The sequence below is a fragment of the Gemmatimonadota bacterium genome (assembly GCA_016714015.1).
GTDB lineage: Bacteria > Gemmatimonadota > Gemmatimonadetes > Gemmatimonadales > Gemmatimonadaceae > Pseudogemmatithrix.
In genome coordinates, this window is the sequence record JADJNZ010000010.1 from 137,577 (window position 1) to 152,922 (window position 15,346).

The following is a 15,346-nucleotide window of genomic DNA, read 5'->3' on the forward strand; positions in this document are numbered from 1 at the left end:
ACGCCCCCCGCGATGACGGACGGACCCTCGGGCGAGATGCCCTTCCTGGACCACCTGGAGGAGCTGCGGTACCGGCTCCTCTGGGCTGTCGGGGCGCTCGGCGTCGCGATGATGCTCGCGTTCGCGATCATCCTGCGACCGTCCTTCGACATCATCGGCTATTTCGCGGCGCCGATCCTCCCGATCCTCCCCGACCACCGGCTCATCTACACGAACCCGGTGGATCCGGTCACGATCCGCCTCAAGATCGCCTTCGGGTTCGGGCTGGTGTTCGCCGCACCGATCATCCTGTACCAGGTCTGGGCCTTCCTCTCGCCTGCGCTCCACAAGCACGAGAAGAAGCTCGTCCTCCCGGTGATCGGCGGCGCGACCCTCCTGTTCGCCACCGGGGTATGGGTGGGATGGAAGTTCGCGCTCCCCGTGATGCTGGACGTGCTCGGCTCGTTCCAGGCCGAATCGATGCAGATGATGATCACCGCGACCGAGTACTTCTCGTTCATGGTGACGATCTGCCTCGCCTTCGGCGGCGTCATGCAGCTGCCGATCGTGATCATGGCGCTGACGGCGCTCGGCCTCGTGACGCCGAGTCTCCTCGCGCGCTTCCGGCGGCATGCGATGGCGGGGAGCATCGTCGTCTCGGCGATCATCACGCCGGGCGACCTCATCACCATGACGGTGGTGATGGCGGTCCCGCTCTACGCGCTCTACGAGGTCAGTATCGTCGTCTCATGGATCACGCACCGGACGCGCGAACGGCGCCTGCGTCGCGCCGCCGCGGCCGAGTCGATCGGCGGGGCCTCGGCGTGATCCGCAGGTTGCGCGTCGTGGCCTGCGGCGCGCTGCTGGTCGCCGGCGCGGCCGCAACGGCCGTGGCCCTGCCCGCGCAGGTGCGCAAGCCGAGCCCGGCCTCGCAGCCGCCCATCACGCGCCAGCCGTCCACGGTGCAGCGGGGCCCAGGGCTGCCGCCCGACAACGCGCGCCTCACGCGCGTGACGGCCACCGACACGATGGAGCTCGCCCGCCGCGACACCGTCGACCGTCGACCGAAGCTCATCGACTGGGCGCCGGACGACTCGGTCATGATCGCCCTCCGGGCGCGGGCCGGCTACACCGTCGTGCGCTATCAGGCGCAGGATGTCGGCTTCGCGGCCGCCGGGCGCACGATGTCCCTCGTGGGCAAGGACAGCAGCAAGGCGGTCGTGCAGCGTGACTCGACGATGCTCGTGGCGGACTCGATCACCTACAGCGACAGCCTCAAGCTCGTGACGGCGAAGGGCGACACCATCACGATGCGCGACCCGACGCAGGCCTCCGACGTCCTCGGGCATCGCGAGCTCAGCTATGATGTCGAGCGCCGCGAAGGGCGGACGCGCGACTTCTCCACCGTCGCGAACTCCGGCGAGGACTGGCGCGTCGAGGCGCACCGCGCGGCCTTCTCGTCCGACACCACGAACGACCGCAGTATCGTCTACGGGCGCGACGGGATGATCACGTCGTGCATGGATTCCATCCCGCACTTCCACTTCAATGCGCGGGAACTGAAGCGCGTCAGCGGGAACATCCTCGTGGCCCGCTCGGTGGTCCTGCACGTGCAGGACGTCCCCGTGATGTGGCTGCCCTTCATCTTCCAGGATATCCGGTCGGGACGCCGGTCGGGGATGCTCCCGCCGCGTGTCGGCTTCGCCGAGCTCGTGCGCAACAGCCCGACGTACCGCCGGACGGTCGAGAACATCGGCTATTACTTCGCCATCTCCGACTACGTCGATGCGCAGGTGAGCCTGGATTGGCGGTCGAGCGCGCGGGCGACCGAGCAGGATCCCGGGTGGACGCGCTACAACGCCGAGCTGCGCTATCGCTGGCTCGACCGGTTCATGTCCGGGCAGTTCGCGGTCTCGCAGAACTCGCTGAGCTCGGGGAGCCGGAACACGGCGCTCAGCTGGTCGCACGCGCAGGAGTTCTCCGCACGCACGCGCCTCAACGCGAACCTGAACTACGTCACGAGCACGCAGATCCAGCGGCAGACGGTCTTCAATCCGATGGCCGCCGTGGCGACGATCGCCTCGCAGCTCAATCTCGTGCGACAGCAGGGACCGTTCACCATCAACCTCGGCGGGACGCAGCGGCAGTACCCGGGCCGCGACCAGGTCGACCGGTCCTTTCCCTCGCTCAACATCGCCTCCAAGCCGCTGCAGGTCGGGGAGTGGTTCGTCCTCAACCCGACCTTCTCGTACGCGACGCAACAGAGCCTCAACCTCGATGCGACGGGCGACTTCGCCTATCGCTACATCGATCGCGGGGCCGGCGTGCTCGACTCCCTCCGCCTCCGCCGGAATACCAGCACCACCTCGATCTCACTCGGCACGCCGTTCAAGGTCTTCGACTTCCAGGTGCAGAGCGGCTTCAAGTTCAACAACGCCATCCGCGACTACCCGCAGATCATCACCGTGCGCGACCCGGCGGACACGTCGGCGCGCATCGACCGCGTCTACGCGGGGACCTACGACTCGTCGTTCGACTTCGACATGTCGATCGGGTTGCCGCAGTTCCTCCAGGGCACGTGGAACCTCTCGCCGAGCGTGTCGGCGACGAACGTCGATCCCCGCGGGTTCGCCATCCGGACCCACCTCTCCAATGGCGCGTGGGTCACGCAGTCGAAGCGGCTCTCGTACGGGCTCGGTGTCACGCCGACGCTGTTCAAGCTCTTCCGCGGTTTCGGGCCGGTGGAGCGCTTCCGTCACGCGATCACGCCGACGCTCACCTACAGCTACTCGCCGGCCGCGACGGTGAGCGACGAGTATCTCGCGGCGACGAACCAGGTGCCGACCGGCTATCTCGGCAGTCTCGCGCAGAATCGCCTCACGTTCGGCTTCTCCACGAATCTCGAGGCGAAGATGCGGACGCGCGGCGACAGCGCGGCGCAGGGCGCGGGGCAGGGTGGCGCGGGCGGCGCGGGCGGGCCGAAGGTGAAGGTCCTGACGCTGCAGTTCACCGCGCTCTCGTGGGACTTCGAGCGCCAGCGCGTCACCGGCAAGAGCGGCTTCGCGACCGACAAGTTCGGCTACACGTTCCGCTCCGACCTGCTGCCCGGCTTCGACCTGGGTGTGGACTACTCGCTGTTCCAGGGCAACTACCTCAGCGACACCGCGGTCTTCGATCCCTATCGCGAGTCGATCCGCGCGTCGTTCAGCCTCGACGGCCGCTCGGCGATCGTGCGCGGCGTCGCCCGGCTCTTCGGCGCCGAGGCCACCCGCCCGACGGATGGCGGCGGCGCGCCGCGCAACGGCGACCTCAACAGCGGGATGGTGTCGACGATGGGCGCGCAGCAGGGCATGGGTGCGCTCACCGGCACGCGCGCACGCGGCATGGTGCAGGAGATCCCGACGGGGCAGGGGTTCACGGCCTCGTTCAACGTGTCGGCCAACCGGCAGCGGCCGCCGGTCGGCGGTCGCCAGCAGGATTTCGATCCGTCGACGCAGTGCCGGGGATTCCTCGTCGGCACGTTCCTGTACGACGAGTGCGTGCGGCAGGCCGGCCTGAATGCCTCCACGCGGGATCCCAATGATCTGGGGCCCGCCGGCGGCACCTACTTCCGGGTGCCCCCCACGACATCGGTCGGTTTCCGCACCAGCTTCAACCTCACGCCCAAGTGGGCCGCGAGCTGGAGCACCATGTACGACGTCGAGCGCAGCGAGTTCGCGTCGCAGGTCGTGACGCTGCAGCGCGAGCTGCACGACTGGAAGGCGATCTTCGGCTTCACGCAGGCGCCCAACGGCAACTTCGCGTTCACGTTCTTCGTCTCGCTCAAGGCGCAGCCCGAGATCAAGGTCGATTACGACCGCGCCACCTATCGTCCCCCCACGTCCGCCCGCCTCCCGTGACCGAACCCCTCTGGCTCGACGGTACGTCGCTCACCGTGGCCGACGTGCTCTCCGTCGCCGATGCCCGCCGACCGGTGCGACTCGCCGCCGATGCGCGCGTGCGGATGCAGGGCACGCGAGGCATCGTCGAGGGGCTCGCCGCGCGCGGCGAGGCCGTCTACGGCGTGACGACCGGCTTCGGCAAGCTCTCCGACATCGCCATCGCGCCGGACCAGCTCGCGCAGCTGCAGGTGAATCTCGTGCGCAGCCATGCCGCCGGTGTCGGCCCTCGGCTGCCCGAGCGAGAGGTCCGCGCGATGATGCTCCTGCGGGCCAACTGCCTGGCGAAGGGATTCAGTGGCGCCCGGCCCGAGCTCGTGGAGCTGCTCTGCGCGATGCTCGAGGCGGGACTCCACCCCGAAGTGCCGGAGCAGGGGAGCGTCGGCGCGAGCGGCGACCTCGCGCCGCTGGCGCACCTCGCGCTCGGGCTCATCGGCGAAGGGACGTTGCACCACGCCAACGGGTCGGGCCCGGCCGCCGAGGTCCTGCGGGCGCACGGGCTCGCGCCGGCATCGCTCGGCCCCAAGGAGGGCCTCGCGCTCATCAACGGCACGCAGGCGCACTCGGCCGTCGGCGCGCTCGCGCTCGTGCATGCCCACCGCTGCTGGCACGCGGCGCACGTCGCCGGCGCGATGTCGCTCGAAGCGCTCCTCGGTACGCCCACGGCCTTCGACGCGCGCATCCACGCGGCCCGCGGCCAGCGCGGCCAGATGGAGTCGGCGGCGCTCCTGCTCACCCTCCTTGCCGACAGCGAGATCCGCGAGTCGCACCGCGAGGGCGACTCGCGCGTCCAGGATGCCTACGCGCTCCGCTGCATGCCGCAGGTGCATGGACCGGTGCTCGAGGCGATCCGCTTCGCCGAGCACCTGATCCAGGGCGAGCTCAACGCCGCGACCGACAATCCGCTCGTGTTCGACGACGGCACGATGCTCTCCGGTGGCAACTTCCACGGGCAGGCCGCCGCGATGGCGATGGACGTGCTCGCCATCGCGATGACCAACCTCGCCGTCATGAGCGAGCGGCGGATCGACCGGCTCGTGCATCCCGACCTCAACGAGGGACTGCCGCCGTTCCTCACGCCCACCGCCGGCGTCAGCTCCGGGTTCATGATGGCGCAGGTCACCGCGGCCGCGATCACGAGCGAGTGCAAGATCCTCTCCCATCCGGCGAGCGTCGACTCGATCCCGACGGACGGGAGCAAGGAGGATGTCGTTCCCATGGCGATGGGGGCCGCGACGAAGCTCCGGCGGATCGTCCGCAACCTGGAGCACGTGCTCGCCGTCGAGCTGATGTGCGCGGCGCAGGGCCTGGAGTTCCGGCGTCCGCTCCGCGGCGGTGTCGGCGTCGAGACCGGCTACGCTCGCGTGCGCGGCATCGTCCCCGCGTTGACCGCGGACCGGGTGCTCGGGCCTGACATCGAGGCGATCGCGCGCGCGGTCTCGCAGGGCGCGTTCGCCTGACCGCGCGGGGGCCGGTCGCCCCTACCGGCTCCGCTCGAACTCGAGCGCGGCGTCGTCCTCGAACCGCACCGCGGCGACCTTCCCGTCCGCCCCGAGCCGGAACGTGAAGTAGGTCCACCCACCACGCCCGTCCCCGAGCTTCGCGCGGAAGGTGTCGTGATGGAAGTGCTCGAGCCGGCCGCGGTTCTCCGGCGCCGGACCGAACCGGGCGGTCAGCGCGCCGGCGTCGAGCGCGACGACGAGGTCCCCGTACACCGGGTGCAGGTACCGCCCGGCGTACTCCGCCACTGGGCGGCTCGGCTGCGTGTTCGGCACGCGCGCGGAGTCCCGCGCGGCCGCCGCCCGCATCCCGGCGCTGCGCTGCGCGCCGTAGAGCGCGAGCAACTCGGTGCTCCAGTCGCGCGTCGGGCCCCCGAGATACGCATCGAACACGCGCCACATCAGGGCATGCCGGAACTCGGCGTGGTCCACGTTGCCGAAGATGTACACCCCCAGCCGTTCATCCGGCATGAGGCCGACGATCGCGGTGCGGCCGTCGATCGAGCCGGTGTGCATCGCGACGAACCGTCCGCGATAGTCCTGCTGGAACCAGCCGAGCCCGTAGGTCATCCAGTGGGGCCGCGTCAGGCGGGCCGTCGGGTAGAACTCGGCCGCCGGAACGAATGCCTGCGGGCGCATCAACTCGCGGAAGCCCGCCTCGGAGACGAGGCGGCGCCCGTCGACCCGGCCCGAGTCGAGGAGGAACCGCACCCATCGCCCGGCGTCCTCCGCGGTCGACCACGCCGACCCGGCGGCGGGGACCGGGTCCACCGGGGACTCCTCGATCGCGCGCACCGCGCCGTCGATCTCGAAATGCGCGGCCGACACGTTGTCGTGGCGTGCGGACAGCACGGCCGCGAGCGTGGGCTCGGAGCGCGTCATGCCGAGCGGCCGCATGATGCGCGTCGTGATGAAGCGCTCCCACGACATCCCGCTCGCCGCCGCGACCACTTCGCCGGCGACCTGATACATGACGTTCTGGTAGATGAACGACGAGCGCATCGAGTACGAGAGGTCGAGGCCGCGCACGCGCTCGAGGATCTCGCGAGTGGAGAGGTCCCCGCGCACCCACAGCAGGTCGGCGTTCCCGAGCCCGCTGTTGTGGAGCAGCAGGTCGCGCACCCGCAGTTCGCGCGTGACGTAGGGATCCTTCAACTGGAACCAGGGCAGGTGCTTCGTGACCGGATCGTCCCACGCCACCTTGCCCGAGTCCACGAGCATCGCGACGGCGAGCGCGGTCATCGCCTTGGTCGTCGACATCATGCCGAACATCGTGCGCGCATCGACGCGGTCGGGGGCACCGAGCCGTCGGACGCCGAATCCCTTGGCGTACACCACGCGGTCGTCCTTCACGATCGCGATGGAGAGTCCCGGGATGTGCCACTCCTGCATCCCCTTGGCGATGTAGGCGTCGAGGTCCGCCTCCGCGCGCCCTTGCGCGCGGGCGGCCGAGGCGAGGGTGGCGAGGGTGGCGAGCAGGGTGCGGACGAGGACGACGGGACGGCGCGCGCGCATGCGGGGCTCGGGCTGGAGGTCGCGGCAAAGGTACTCCCTCGGTCCCCGGTGGCTAGATTGGAGGCCGAACCCGTTCCCGACGACGATGCCGAGCCCCGAGACGAGAGTCATCCGCGCCCCCCGCGGCACCGCCATCTCCTGCAAGGGATGGCAGCAGGAAGCCGCCCTCCGCATGCTGATGAACAACCTCGACCCCGACGTCGCCGAGCGCCCCGGGGACCTCGTCGTCTACGGCGGTACCGGGAAGGCGGCACGCGACTGGCCGGCCTTCGATGCCATCGTGCGCTCGCTGCGCGACCTCGAGCATGACGAGACGCTGCTCGTCCAGAGCGGCAAGCCCGTCGCCGTCTTCCGGACGCACTCGCACGCGCCGCGCGTGCTCATCGCCAACAGCAATCTCGTCGGCCGGTTCGCCACCTGGGAGCACTTCCGCGAGCTCGAACGGAAGGGGCTGATGATGTACGGCCAGATGACCGCCGGCTCGTGGATCTACATCGGCTCGCAGGGCATCGTCCAGGGCACCTACGAGACCTTCGGCGCGGTCGCGCGGCAGCACTTCGGCGGCACGCTCGCGGGACGCTTCGTCCTCACCGCCGGCCTCGGCGGCATGGGCGGCGCGCAGCCGCTCGCCGCGACGATGAACGATGCCGCGATCCTCGGGGTCGATGTCGATCCCACGCGCATCCGGAAGCGCCTCGAGACCGGATACTGCGACCGCATGACGTCCGACCTCGAGGAGGCGATGCGGTGGATCCGCGAGGCGCAGGCGTCCAAGCGCGGCCTTTCGGTCGGCCTGGTCGGGAACGCGGCCGAGGTCCTCCCGCGCATGGTCGCCGAGGGCATCATCCCCGATGTCGTCACCGACCAGACCTCGGCGCATGACATGCTCAACGGCTACGTGCCGCACGGGATGTCGCTCGCGGAGGCGCTGGCCCTCCGCGCGAGCGACCCCTCCGCGTACGTGGCGCGTGCCACCGCGAGCGTGGTCGCCCACGTGCGCGCGATGCGCGCGATGCAGGACCACGGCGCGGTCGCGTTCGACTACGGCAACAACATCCGCACCGTCGCGCTCGATGCCGGCGTCACCGATGCGTTCCGGATCCCCGGCTTCGTCCCCGAGTACGTGCGTCCGCTCTTCTGCGAGGGCAAGGGCCCGTTCCGCTGGGCCGCCCTCTCCGGCGACCCGGCCGACATCGCGCGCACCGACGAGCTCGTCCTCGAGATGTTCCCCGACGACGCGCATCTCAAGCGCTGGATCACCATGGCGCGCGAGCGGATCCACTTCCAGGGCCTCCCGGCGCGCATCTGCTGGCTGGGGCAGGGTGCCCGGGCCCGCTTCGGCGTCGCGCTCAATGACCTCGTGGCGACGGGCGAGCTCAAGGCCCCCATCGTGATCGGGCGCGACCACCTCGACACCGGCTCGGTCGCGTCCCCCTTCCGCGAGACCGAGGCGATGAAGGACGGGTCCGACGCCGTCGCCGACTGGGCCATCCTCAACGCCATGCTCAACGTCGCGAGCGGGGCGAGCTGGGTGAGCTTCCATCACGGCGGCGGCGTCGGCATCGGCAACTCGCTGCACGCGGGGCAGGTGATCGTCGCCGACGGCACGCCGGAGATGCGAGAGCGTCTCCAGCGCGTGCTGACCAACGACCCCGGCATCGGCGTCGCGCGGCATGCGGATGCCGGGTACGAGATCGCGCGGGCGACGGCTCGGGAGCAGGGGATCACGCTGCCGTCGCTGATGGAGGCTGAAGGCTGAAGGAGGAAGGCTGAAAGTCGCCGCGCATCGTCGGTCACCTTCATCCTCCATCCTTCAGCCTTCATCGCGAGATGCTGAGCGCCAAGTTCCGCCCCTGGCACCTGCTGCCGTTCAGCGCCAAGTACGTCCGGCTCCGCCTGCGGAAGCGGCCGGTCCTGGTGACGTTCGAGGTCACCATGCGCTGCAATGCCAGCTGTGCCTTCTGCGACTACTGGAAGACGTCGCCGGAGATGAAGGCGAAGGAGCTGGCATCGTTCGTCGACGCCGCCAAGGCGTTCGACCCGATGATCGTCACCTTCAGCGGCGGCGAACCGCTGCTGCGGAAGGACCTCGAGGAGATCGTCGACGGCGTCGACCGCGCGATCGCCTACAAGTGGATGACCCTCATCACGCACGGCGCGATGCTCACCCCCGAGCGCGCGCGCTCGCTCTGGGATGCGGGGATCGGCCAGTTCTCCGTGTCGCTCGACTACCTCGACGAGCGGCACGACCGTGCGCGCGGCATCCCCGGACTCACCGCGCGCATCCTCGCCAACGCCGAGCGCATCCGCGCCGCGGGGATGACCGTGCGCTTCAACACCGTCATCAAGGACGACAATCTCGATGACGTGATGCCGCTCGTGCAGCATGCGGCCGCGATGCGCGTCGGCGTGAACCTCTCGGTGTACACCGACTTCAAGAACGGCAATCCGGCGCACCTCCTCCGCCCGGAGCACCAGGCGCGCCTCGAGGCGCTCGTGCGGGAGCTGCTCGCCTTCAAGCGCGAGCGCCGCGGCATCATCTCGAACTCCGATCACTACCTGGAGCAGATCCCGCGGTACGCGCGCGGCGAGATGAAGGAACCCTGCCTCTCGGGACAGGACACGGTGCACATCGACCCGTACGGCGGCATCCGCCGCTGCCCCGACTTCCCGGTCGATGGGCATTGGACCGAGTACGCGGGCTACGCCCCCATCGCCTGCGACAAGTGCTACTATGCCTGCCGCGGCGAGGCGCAGGCCCCGCTGCGCGCCGATCGCTTCCTCGACCTGCTCGCGTCGCCATGACCCAGCTCTTCGTGAATGCCGCCGAAGTCGTCACCTGCGCCGGCCCCGCGCGCGCGCGCCGCGGCGCGGAGCAGGGCGATGCCGCGGTGCGACCGGCCGTCGGCGTCGCGGTCGGCGATGACGGGCGGGTCCTCGCGGTCGCGCCGGACGCCGAGCTGCGCGCGGCCCATCCCACGGCGGCGGTGATCGACTGCGCGCAGGGCGTCCTCACTCCCGGCTTCGTCGACTCGCACACGCACGCGATCTTCGGGCGCGCCCGCTACGAGGAGCAGGAGATGCGCGCCGCCGGCGTCGGGTACCTCGAGATCGCGAAGCGGGGCGGCGGGATCCACTCCTCGGTCCGGGACCTCCGCACGCGCAGCGAGGCGGACCTCGCCTCCCTCGCCGCGACGCGCCTCCGGCGCATCGCCGCCCACGGGACCACCACCCTCGAGGTGAAATCCGGATACGGACTCTCCCTCGAGTCCGAACTCGCCACGCTCCGCGTCATCCGGAGACTCGCCGCCGAGGTGCCGCTGCGCCTCGTGCCGACCTTCCTCGGCGCCCATGAGGTCCCGCTCGACTATCGCGAGGCGCCGCGGGACCGCGGGCAGTACATCGCGCTCGTCACGGAGGAGATGATCCCCGCCGTGGCGAAGGAGGGGCTCGCCCGCTTCTGCGATGTGTTCTGCGAGCCAGGCGTGTACACGGTCGACGAGACGCGCCGCATCCTGACCGCCGCGCGCAGGGCAGGGATGGGGCTCAAGCTCCACGCCGACGAGCTCGAGAACGGCGCCGCCGCCGAACTCGCCGCCGAACTCGGCGCCACGTCCGCCGACCACCTCGCCGCGATCTCCGACCTCGGCATCGCCGCGCTGGCCGCGTCCGGCACGGTCGCAACGCTCCTGCCCGGCACGATGCTCTTCCTGGGGCGCCCGAAGCAGGCGCCCGCCCGTGCGCTCGTCAACGCGGGGGTCGCGGTCGCCTTGGCCTCGGACTTCAACCCGGGGACGAGCCCGACCGTCAACTTCCCCCTCGTCCTCACGCTCGGCGTGAGCCAGCTGCGCCTGAGCGTCGCGGAAGCGTTCGTCGCGGCCACCGTGAACGGAGCCGCCGCCCTCGGGCTCGCCGGCGAGGTCGGGCAGATCGCGCCGGGATTCCAGGCGGACCTGGCCCTCTTCGACGTCCGCGACCACCGCGAGATCCCCTATTGGTACGGCGACCAGCGCTGCCGGCGGACCTGGGTCGGGGGGCGGCCGGCGCACGGGGCCTGAGGCCCCGGCCCCCCGGTACCCAAACGCTTGTCACGCCACGGGTTCGGCGGGTAACTTTCCCGGATGGCCGACATCCTCAAGCTCAAGAAGAAAGCGGCCGACTTCGAGGCCAAGAAGCAGATGGAGAAGGCCCTCGCGACGTATCGCGAGATGATCGAAGTCTATGAGAGCGGGGAAGAAGACCCGATCGACATCCCGCTCTACAACCGCGTGGGCGACCTCCTGCAGAAGGCCGGCAACCTCCCCGAGGCTGTCGCCATCTGGGAGCGCGCCGTCGATCACTACGCGGAAGGCGGCTTCTACAATCCGGCCATCGCCCTGTGCAACAAGATCCTGCGGCAGTCGCCCGGGCGCACGGTGGTGTACTACAAGCTCGGCAAGATCTCCGCGGAGAAGGGGTTCAAGGCGGACGCGCGCCAGAACTTCCTCGAGTACGCGAGCCGCATGCAGAAGAGCGGCAATCTCGATGAGGCCTTCCGCGCGTTGAAGGAGTTCGCCGACCTCGTGCCCGATCAGGACGACGTCCGGCTCATGCTCGCCGATCAGCTCGTGAAGGCGGATCGCAAGCCGGAAGCCATCGAGCAACTGCAGGTCGCGTACGCACAGTGCGTGCGGCTCGGCCGCACCGCGGATGCGGACGGCATCGTGGAGCGCATGAAGGCGATCGATCCCTCGGTCGAACCGCGGTCCGAGGAGGGCGGCGGCGCGTCGAAGGGGGGCGGCCTCGTCTTCCTCGATCTCGATCCGGCGCCGGGGCCCACGCGGGCCTCGATCCGCACTGCGCCCGCTGACATCAAGCGCGTCACCAAGGCCATCGCCGGGCTCGACCTGCTCGACACGGGCATGGAGGCGCCGTCAGCAAAGCCCGCGGTGAAGCCCGCTGCCGCAACACCGGCCGTCGTCCCCGCGGCCGTGACGCCCGTCGCGACGCCCACGGTGACGCCGCCCTCGAACGCGATCGTCATCGAACCGACGTCCGTCGCCGGGTCGGTCGAGACTGATGTGCCGCCGTCGCTCAGGATCGAGACCACGGCCTCGCTCTCCGCGCCGCCCGAGTCGCCGATCGCAGCGCCGTCGGACCTGCTCATCGAGCCGACGTCGTTCAGCGGGGCGGTCCCGCCCGCGCCGCGCGGATCGATCTCCGGTCTCGTCGCCACCGCGCTCGATGAGCCGCCGGCCGACCTCCCGATGCTCGACATGGGGCAGGGCGCGGCCCCGGCGGTCGACGAGAGCACGATCGAGCCGATCGAGACCGTGCAGAAGACGGGGTCGATCGAGGTCGTCGAGATGATCGAGACGATCGATGTCGCGGACACGGTCGAGACGGTCGAGACGGTCGAGATGGTCGAGATCGCCGAGGCCGCCTCGGCGGAGATCCCACTCCTCGAGATCACCGATGCAGGGCGAGAGGTGCCGCCCACGCCGGTCTCGACGCCCGTCGTCGAACTCCCGATGCTCGAGCCGGAGCCGATCGTCGAGGTCCCGGCACCTGCGCTGACCGATTTCGGCTCCTTCGGGGTCGCCGAAGAGGCGTCGCCGACGCCGGGATTCGACCTGCTCGAGATCGAGTCGAGCGAGGGCGTGCATGCGCTCCCGCTGGATGCGAACTACGTCGAGTCGCAGCCGTCGCTCATCGAGTCCGCACCGGAATCGCTCCTCCCGCCGATGGCGCCCGAGGAGGAGCTCGTCGTCGCCCCGCCGACCCGTGCGACCTCGACCGTCCTCGCGAACTCGGTCGAGCTGCTGCACGCGCGCGTGGAGTCCGCCCCCGACGATTGGCCGCTGCGGCGCCAGTACGCCGAGGCCCTGCTCGACGATGGGCAGCGCGAGGCCGGCGTGGCCGAGCTCGAGGCGACGCTCGCGGGCTTCGAGGCGACGGGCGACCTCGATACCGCGGCCTCGGTGGCGGAGGAGATCGTCCGCCTCGCTCCGGGCGTGATCAAGTACCACCAGAAGCGCGTCGAGTTCGCCTTCCGTGCCAACGACCGCATGCGGTTGGCCGAAGCCTACGTCGAGCTCGCGGATGCGTTGCTGAAGGACGGCCAGGGCCCGAAGGCGCGCGTCGTCTACCAGCGCGTCCTCGAGATCGCGCCAGACGACCTGCGGGCGCAGGCCGCGCTCGAGACCATCAAGGAAGAGCCGGCCGCCGCGGCACCTCCGCCGCGCCGCTCGACCACCGCGATGAAGAAGCCGGCCGCCCCGGCGGCGCCCGAGAAGCCCGCCGCGAAGGCGGCGCCCGCCGCGAAGAAGGACGAGGGCGACTTCGTCTCCCTCGGCGATTGGCTGCGCGAGGACGACGAGCCCAAGTCCACGCGCATGGTCGTGGAGGAGAAGGAGCCGACCGGCGACGAGCAGGCCGATTTCGCCGACATGCTGCGCAAGTTCAAGCAGGGCGTCTCCGACAACGTCGACGAGGAGGATCACGAGGCGCACTACGACCTCGGCGTCGCGTACAAGGAAATGGGTCTGCTCGACGAGGCGATCTCCGAGTTCCAGAAGTCGCTGCGCGGCGCGAACAACCGCGTGCGCGCCATCGAGGCGCTCGGTCAGTGCTTCGTCGAGAAGGGGCAGCTCCCCGTGGCGGCGACGATCCTGCAACGCGCCCTCGCCGAGCCGGGCATCGGCGATGACGCGCTCATCGGCGTCCTGTACCTGCTTGGCACCATCAGCGAGGAACTGCACCTGTTCCCCGACGCGAAGAAGCACTACCAGCGCGTCTTCGCGGTGGACATCCAGTTCCGTGACATCGGCGATCGCTTGAACGCCGTGGAGAAGAAGCTCTCGTGACCCTCGACGCCCGCCTGCACGTCCCGGTGGCCGCGGCCCTGCGCGAGATCCAGGCGCCGATCCGCGACCGCCTCGATCGCGTGCCCGAGGAGATGTGGCGCATCGTGCAGGCCGACGTCGCGATCGTCGAAGCGGCGAACGCGCACCTGCGCGGCATGCGCGGCAAGCTCTTCCGTCCGACGCTGCTCCTCCTCGCCTCGGCGGTCGACGACGCCCCCGAGGAGCGGGCGGTCGCGCTGGCCGCCGTCGCCGAGCTCGTGCACCTCACCAGCGTCGTGCACGACGACTCGGTGGATCATTCGGTCCTGCGGCGCGGACAGCCCACGATCAACGCGCTCTTCAGCCACCAGGTCGCCGTCCTCATGGGCGACTTCCTCTTCTCCAAGGCGATCGCCGAGCTCGTCCGCCTCGGGGACATGGAGCCCCTGCGCGTCTTCACGCAGGCCTCCAACGAGATGACGCTCGGCGAGCTGCGCCAGCTCGCCTCGTTCGACGCGCTCAGCTTCACCGAGTCCGACTACTACACGCTCATCCGGGCCAAGACGGCTTCGCTCGTCGGCGCGGCCTGCGAGATGGGCGCCCTCGCCGGCGCCCCACGGTTCCGCGCGGAGATGCGGCGCTTCGGCGAGCGGCTGGGCATGGCCTTCCAGGTCGCCGATGACCTGCTCGACTACACCGAGCAGGAGGCGGTCACGGGGAAGCCGAGCGGCAATGACCTCAAGGAGCACAAGGTCACGCTGCCGCTCATCGCCGCGTTGCCGCTGATGTCGCGCGCGCAGCGTGAGCGGGTCGAGAAGCTCTTCGCCGACCCCACCCCGAGTGACGCCGCCATCGCCGAGGTCGTCGGCATCGTGACGGAGTCCGGCGGGCTCGAGTTCGCCCGCCAGAAGGGCGAGCAGTTCGCGCAGGAGGCCGAGGAGGCCCTCGGTGGCCTGCCCGCCTCGGACGTCCGCCAGTCCCTTTTCGATGCATTGGGGTATGTCATGGATCGGCGGTCCTGATGGCGACGCATGGTTCGGCCAAGCACCGGCCGGGATTCCACGCGATCGTCCTCTCCATCGGCTTCATCCTGGGTGGGTTCATGACGCAGTTCGGCCGCATGTTCCTGCCGGCCGGGGCGGTGAAGGAGTTCCTGACGACGGGGGTCACCCCGTCCATCGGCGCCTTGCCCGTTGACCTGATCATCATCAAGTTCGCTGTGGGGCCCATCGCGCTCGACGTCTCGTTGCTGAGCCTCGTCGGGGTCCTCGCCGCCTATCTCATCGCGCGTTCGCTGTTCTAAGGAGGCAGTATGTTCGGCATGGGTCCCACCGAGATGATCATCCTGCTCGTCGTGGTGCTGCTGCTCTTCGGAGCGAAGCGCATCCCCGAGATCGCCGGCTCGTTCGGCAAAGGCATCAAGGAATTCAAGAAGAACATGAACGACGTGCAGCGCGAGATCGCGCGCCGGCCGAGCGCGAGGCGCTGCCGCCTGCCGGCACGCGCGAGGTCGTCCAGCACGACGACTCGCCGGCGAAGGAGCCGAAGCGGTTGCTGTAGAAGCAGGCAGAAGGCAGAAGGCAGAAGGGGG

Annotated in this window: 11 protein-coding genes; 9 read left to right on the forward strand and 2 right to left on the reverse strand. The window is 70.0% G+C overall.

The genetic code is table 11. From position 1 onward, the window contains the following. The first annotated feature begins 12 nt into the window (after positions 1-12). The 3 genes from tatC to hutH are packed head-to-tail and all read left to right on the forward strand — an operon-like array spanning position 13 to position 5,377. Entirely contained in the window at positions 13-807 is a 795-nt protein-coding gene (tatC, locus tag IPJ78_18025) for a twin-arginine translocase subunit TatC (GenBank protein ID MBK7908441.1), read from the forward strand. Further along, positions 804-3,878, forward strand: coding sequence for an LPS-assembly protein LptD (locus tag IPJ78_18030; protein MBK7908442.1), 3,075 nt, complete (start codon positions 804-806; stop codon positions 3,876-3,878). Before tatC ends, IPJ78_18030 begins: the two co-directional genes overlap by 4 nt. Further along, positions 3,875-5,377: a histidine ammonia-lyase gene (gene hutH, locus IPJ78_18035; protein ID MBK7908443.1), complete on the forward strand. Its 1,503-nt coding sequence runs from the start codon at positions 3,875-3,877 to the stop codon at positions 5,375-5,377. The genes IPJ78_18030 and hutH overlap by 4 nt, the downstream gene beginning before the upstream one ends. Positions 5,378-5,398: 21 nt before the next feature. Here hutH and IPJ78_18040 read toward each other — a convergent pair whose 3' ends face one another. After that, the gene (locus IPJ78_18040; GenBank protein MBK7908444.1) at positions 5,399-6,931 is read right to left on the reverse strand and encodes a serine hydrolase; all 1,533 of its coding nucleotides are present in this window, start codon (positions 6,929-6,931) and stop codon (positions 5,399-5,401) included. Between the two features lie 85 nt (positions 6,932-7,016). On the opposite strand from IPJ78_18040, the gene hutU reads away from it, so the two are divergent. From hutU to IPJ78_18070, 6 genes are all read left to right on the forward strand, one after another. Next, positions 7,017-8,690 carry a urocanate hydratase gene (gene hutU, locus IPJ78_18045; GenBank protein ID MBK7908445.1) on the forward strand — a complete coding sequence of 558 codons (1,674 nt, stop codon included), beginning with the start codon at positions 7,017-7,019 and terminating at the stop codon, positions 8,688-8,690. A gap of 71 nt (positions 8,691-8,761) precedes the next feature. Then, entirely contained in the window at positions 8,762-9,736 is a 975-nt protein-coding gene (locus IPJ78_18050; protein ID MBK7908446.1) for a radical SAM protein, read from the forward strand. After that, positions 9,733-10,989 carry an imidazolonepropionase gene (locus IPJ78_18055; GenBank protein MBK7908447.1) on the forward strand — a complete coding sequence of 419 codons (1,257 nt, stop codon included), beginning with the start codon at positions 9,733-9,735 and terminating at the stop codon, positions 10,987-10,989. Before IPJ78_18050 ends, IPJ78_18055 begins: the two co-directional genes overlap by 4 nt. A 63-nt stretch (positions 10,990-11,052) precedes the next feature. Beyond that, positions 11,053-13,776 (forward strand): tetratricopeptide repeat protein, encoded by a 2,724-nt coding sequence (locus IPJ78_18060; GenBank protein MBK7908448.1) that lies wholly within the window; start codon positions 11,053-11,055, stop codon positions 13,774-13,776. Then, positions 13,773-14,777: a polyprenyl synthetase family protein gene (locus IPJ78_18065; protein ID MBK7908449.1), complete on the forward strand. Its 1,005-nt coding sequence runs from the start codon at positions 13,773-13,775 to the stop codon at positions 14,775-14,777. The genes IPJ78_18060 and IPJ78_18065 overlap by 4 nt, the downstream gene beginning before the upstream one ends. Beyond that, entirely contained in the window at positions 14,777-15,058 is a 282-nt protein-coding gene (locus tag IPJ78_18070) for a DUF4321 domain-containing protein (protein MBK7908450.1), read from the forward strand. Before IPJ78_18065 ends, IPJ78_18070 begins: the two co-directional genes overlap by 1 nt. Here IPJ78_18070 and IPJ78_18075 read toward each other — a convergent pair. Further along, the gene (locus IPJ78_18075; GenBank protein ID MBK7908451.1) at positions 15,055-15,276 is read right to left on the reverse strand and encodes a hypothetical protein; all 222 of its coding nucleotides are present in this window, start codon (positions 15,274-15,276) and stop codon (positions 15,055-15,057) included. The genes IPJ78_18070 and IPJ78_18075 overlap by 4 nt on opposite strands. Positions 15,277-15,346 lie beyond the last annotated feature (70 nt).

Coding starts and splice junctions, on each gene's coding strand:
- tatC (MBK7908441.1), top strand. CDS start 13: ATGACGGACGGACCCTCGGGCGAGATGCCCTTCCTGGACCACCTGGAG.
- IPJ78_18040 (MBK7908444.1), bottom strand. CDS start 6,931: ATGCGCGCGCGCCGTCCCGTCGTCCTCGTCCGCACCCTGCTCGCCACC.
- hutU (MBK7908445.1), top strand. CDS start 7,017: ATGCCGAGCCCCGAGACGAGAGTCATCCGCGCCCCCCGCGGCACCGCC.
- IPJ78_18050 (MBK7908446.1), top strand. CDS start 8,762: ATGCTGAGCGCCAAGTTCCGCCCCTGGCACCTGCTGCCGTTCAGCGCC.
- IPJ78_18055 (MBK7908447.1), top strand. CDS start 9,733: ATGACCCAGCTCTTCGTGAATGCCGCCGAAGTCGTCACCTGCGCCGGC.
- IPJ78_18060 (MBK7908448.1), top strand. CDS start 11,053: ATGGCCGACATCCTCAAGCTCAAGAAGAAAGCGGCCGACTTCGAGGCC.
- IPJ78_18070 (MBK7908450.1), top strand. CDS start 14,777: ATGGCGACGCATGGTTCGGCCAAGCACCGGCCGGGATTCCACGCGATC.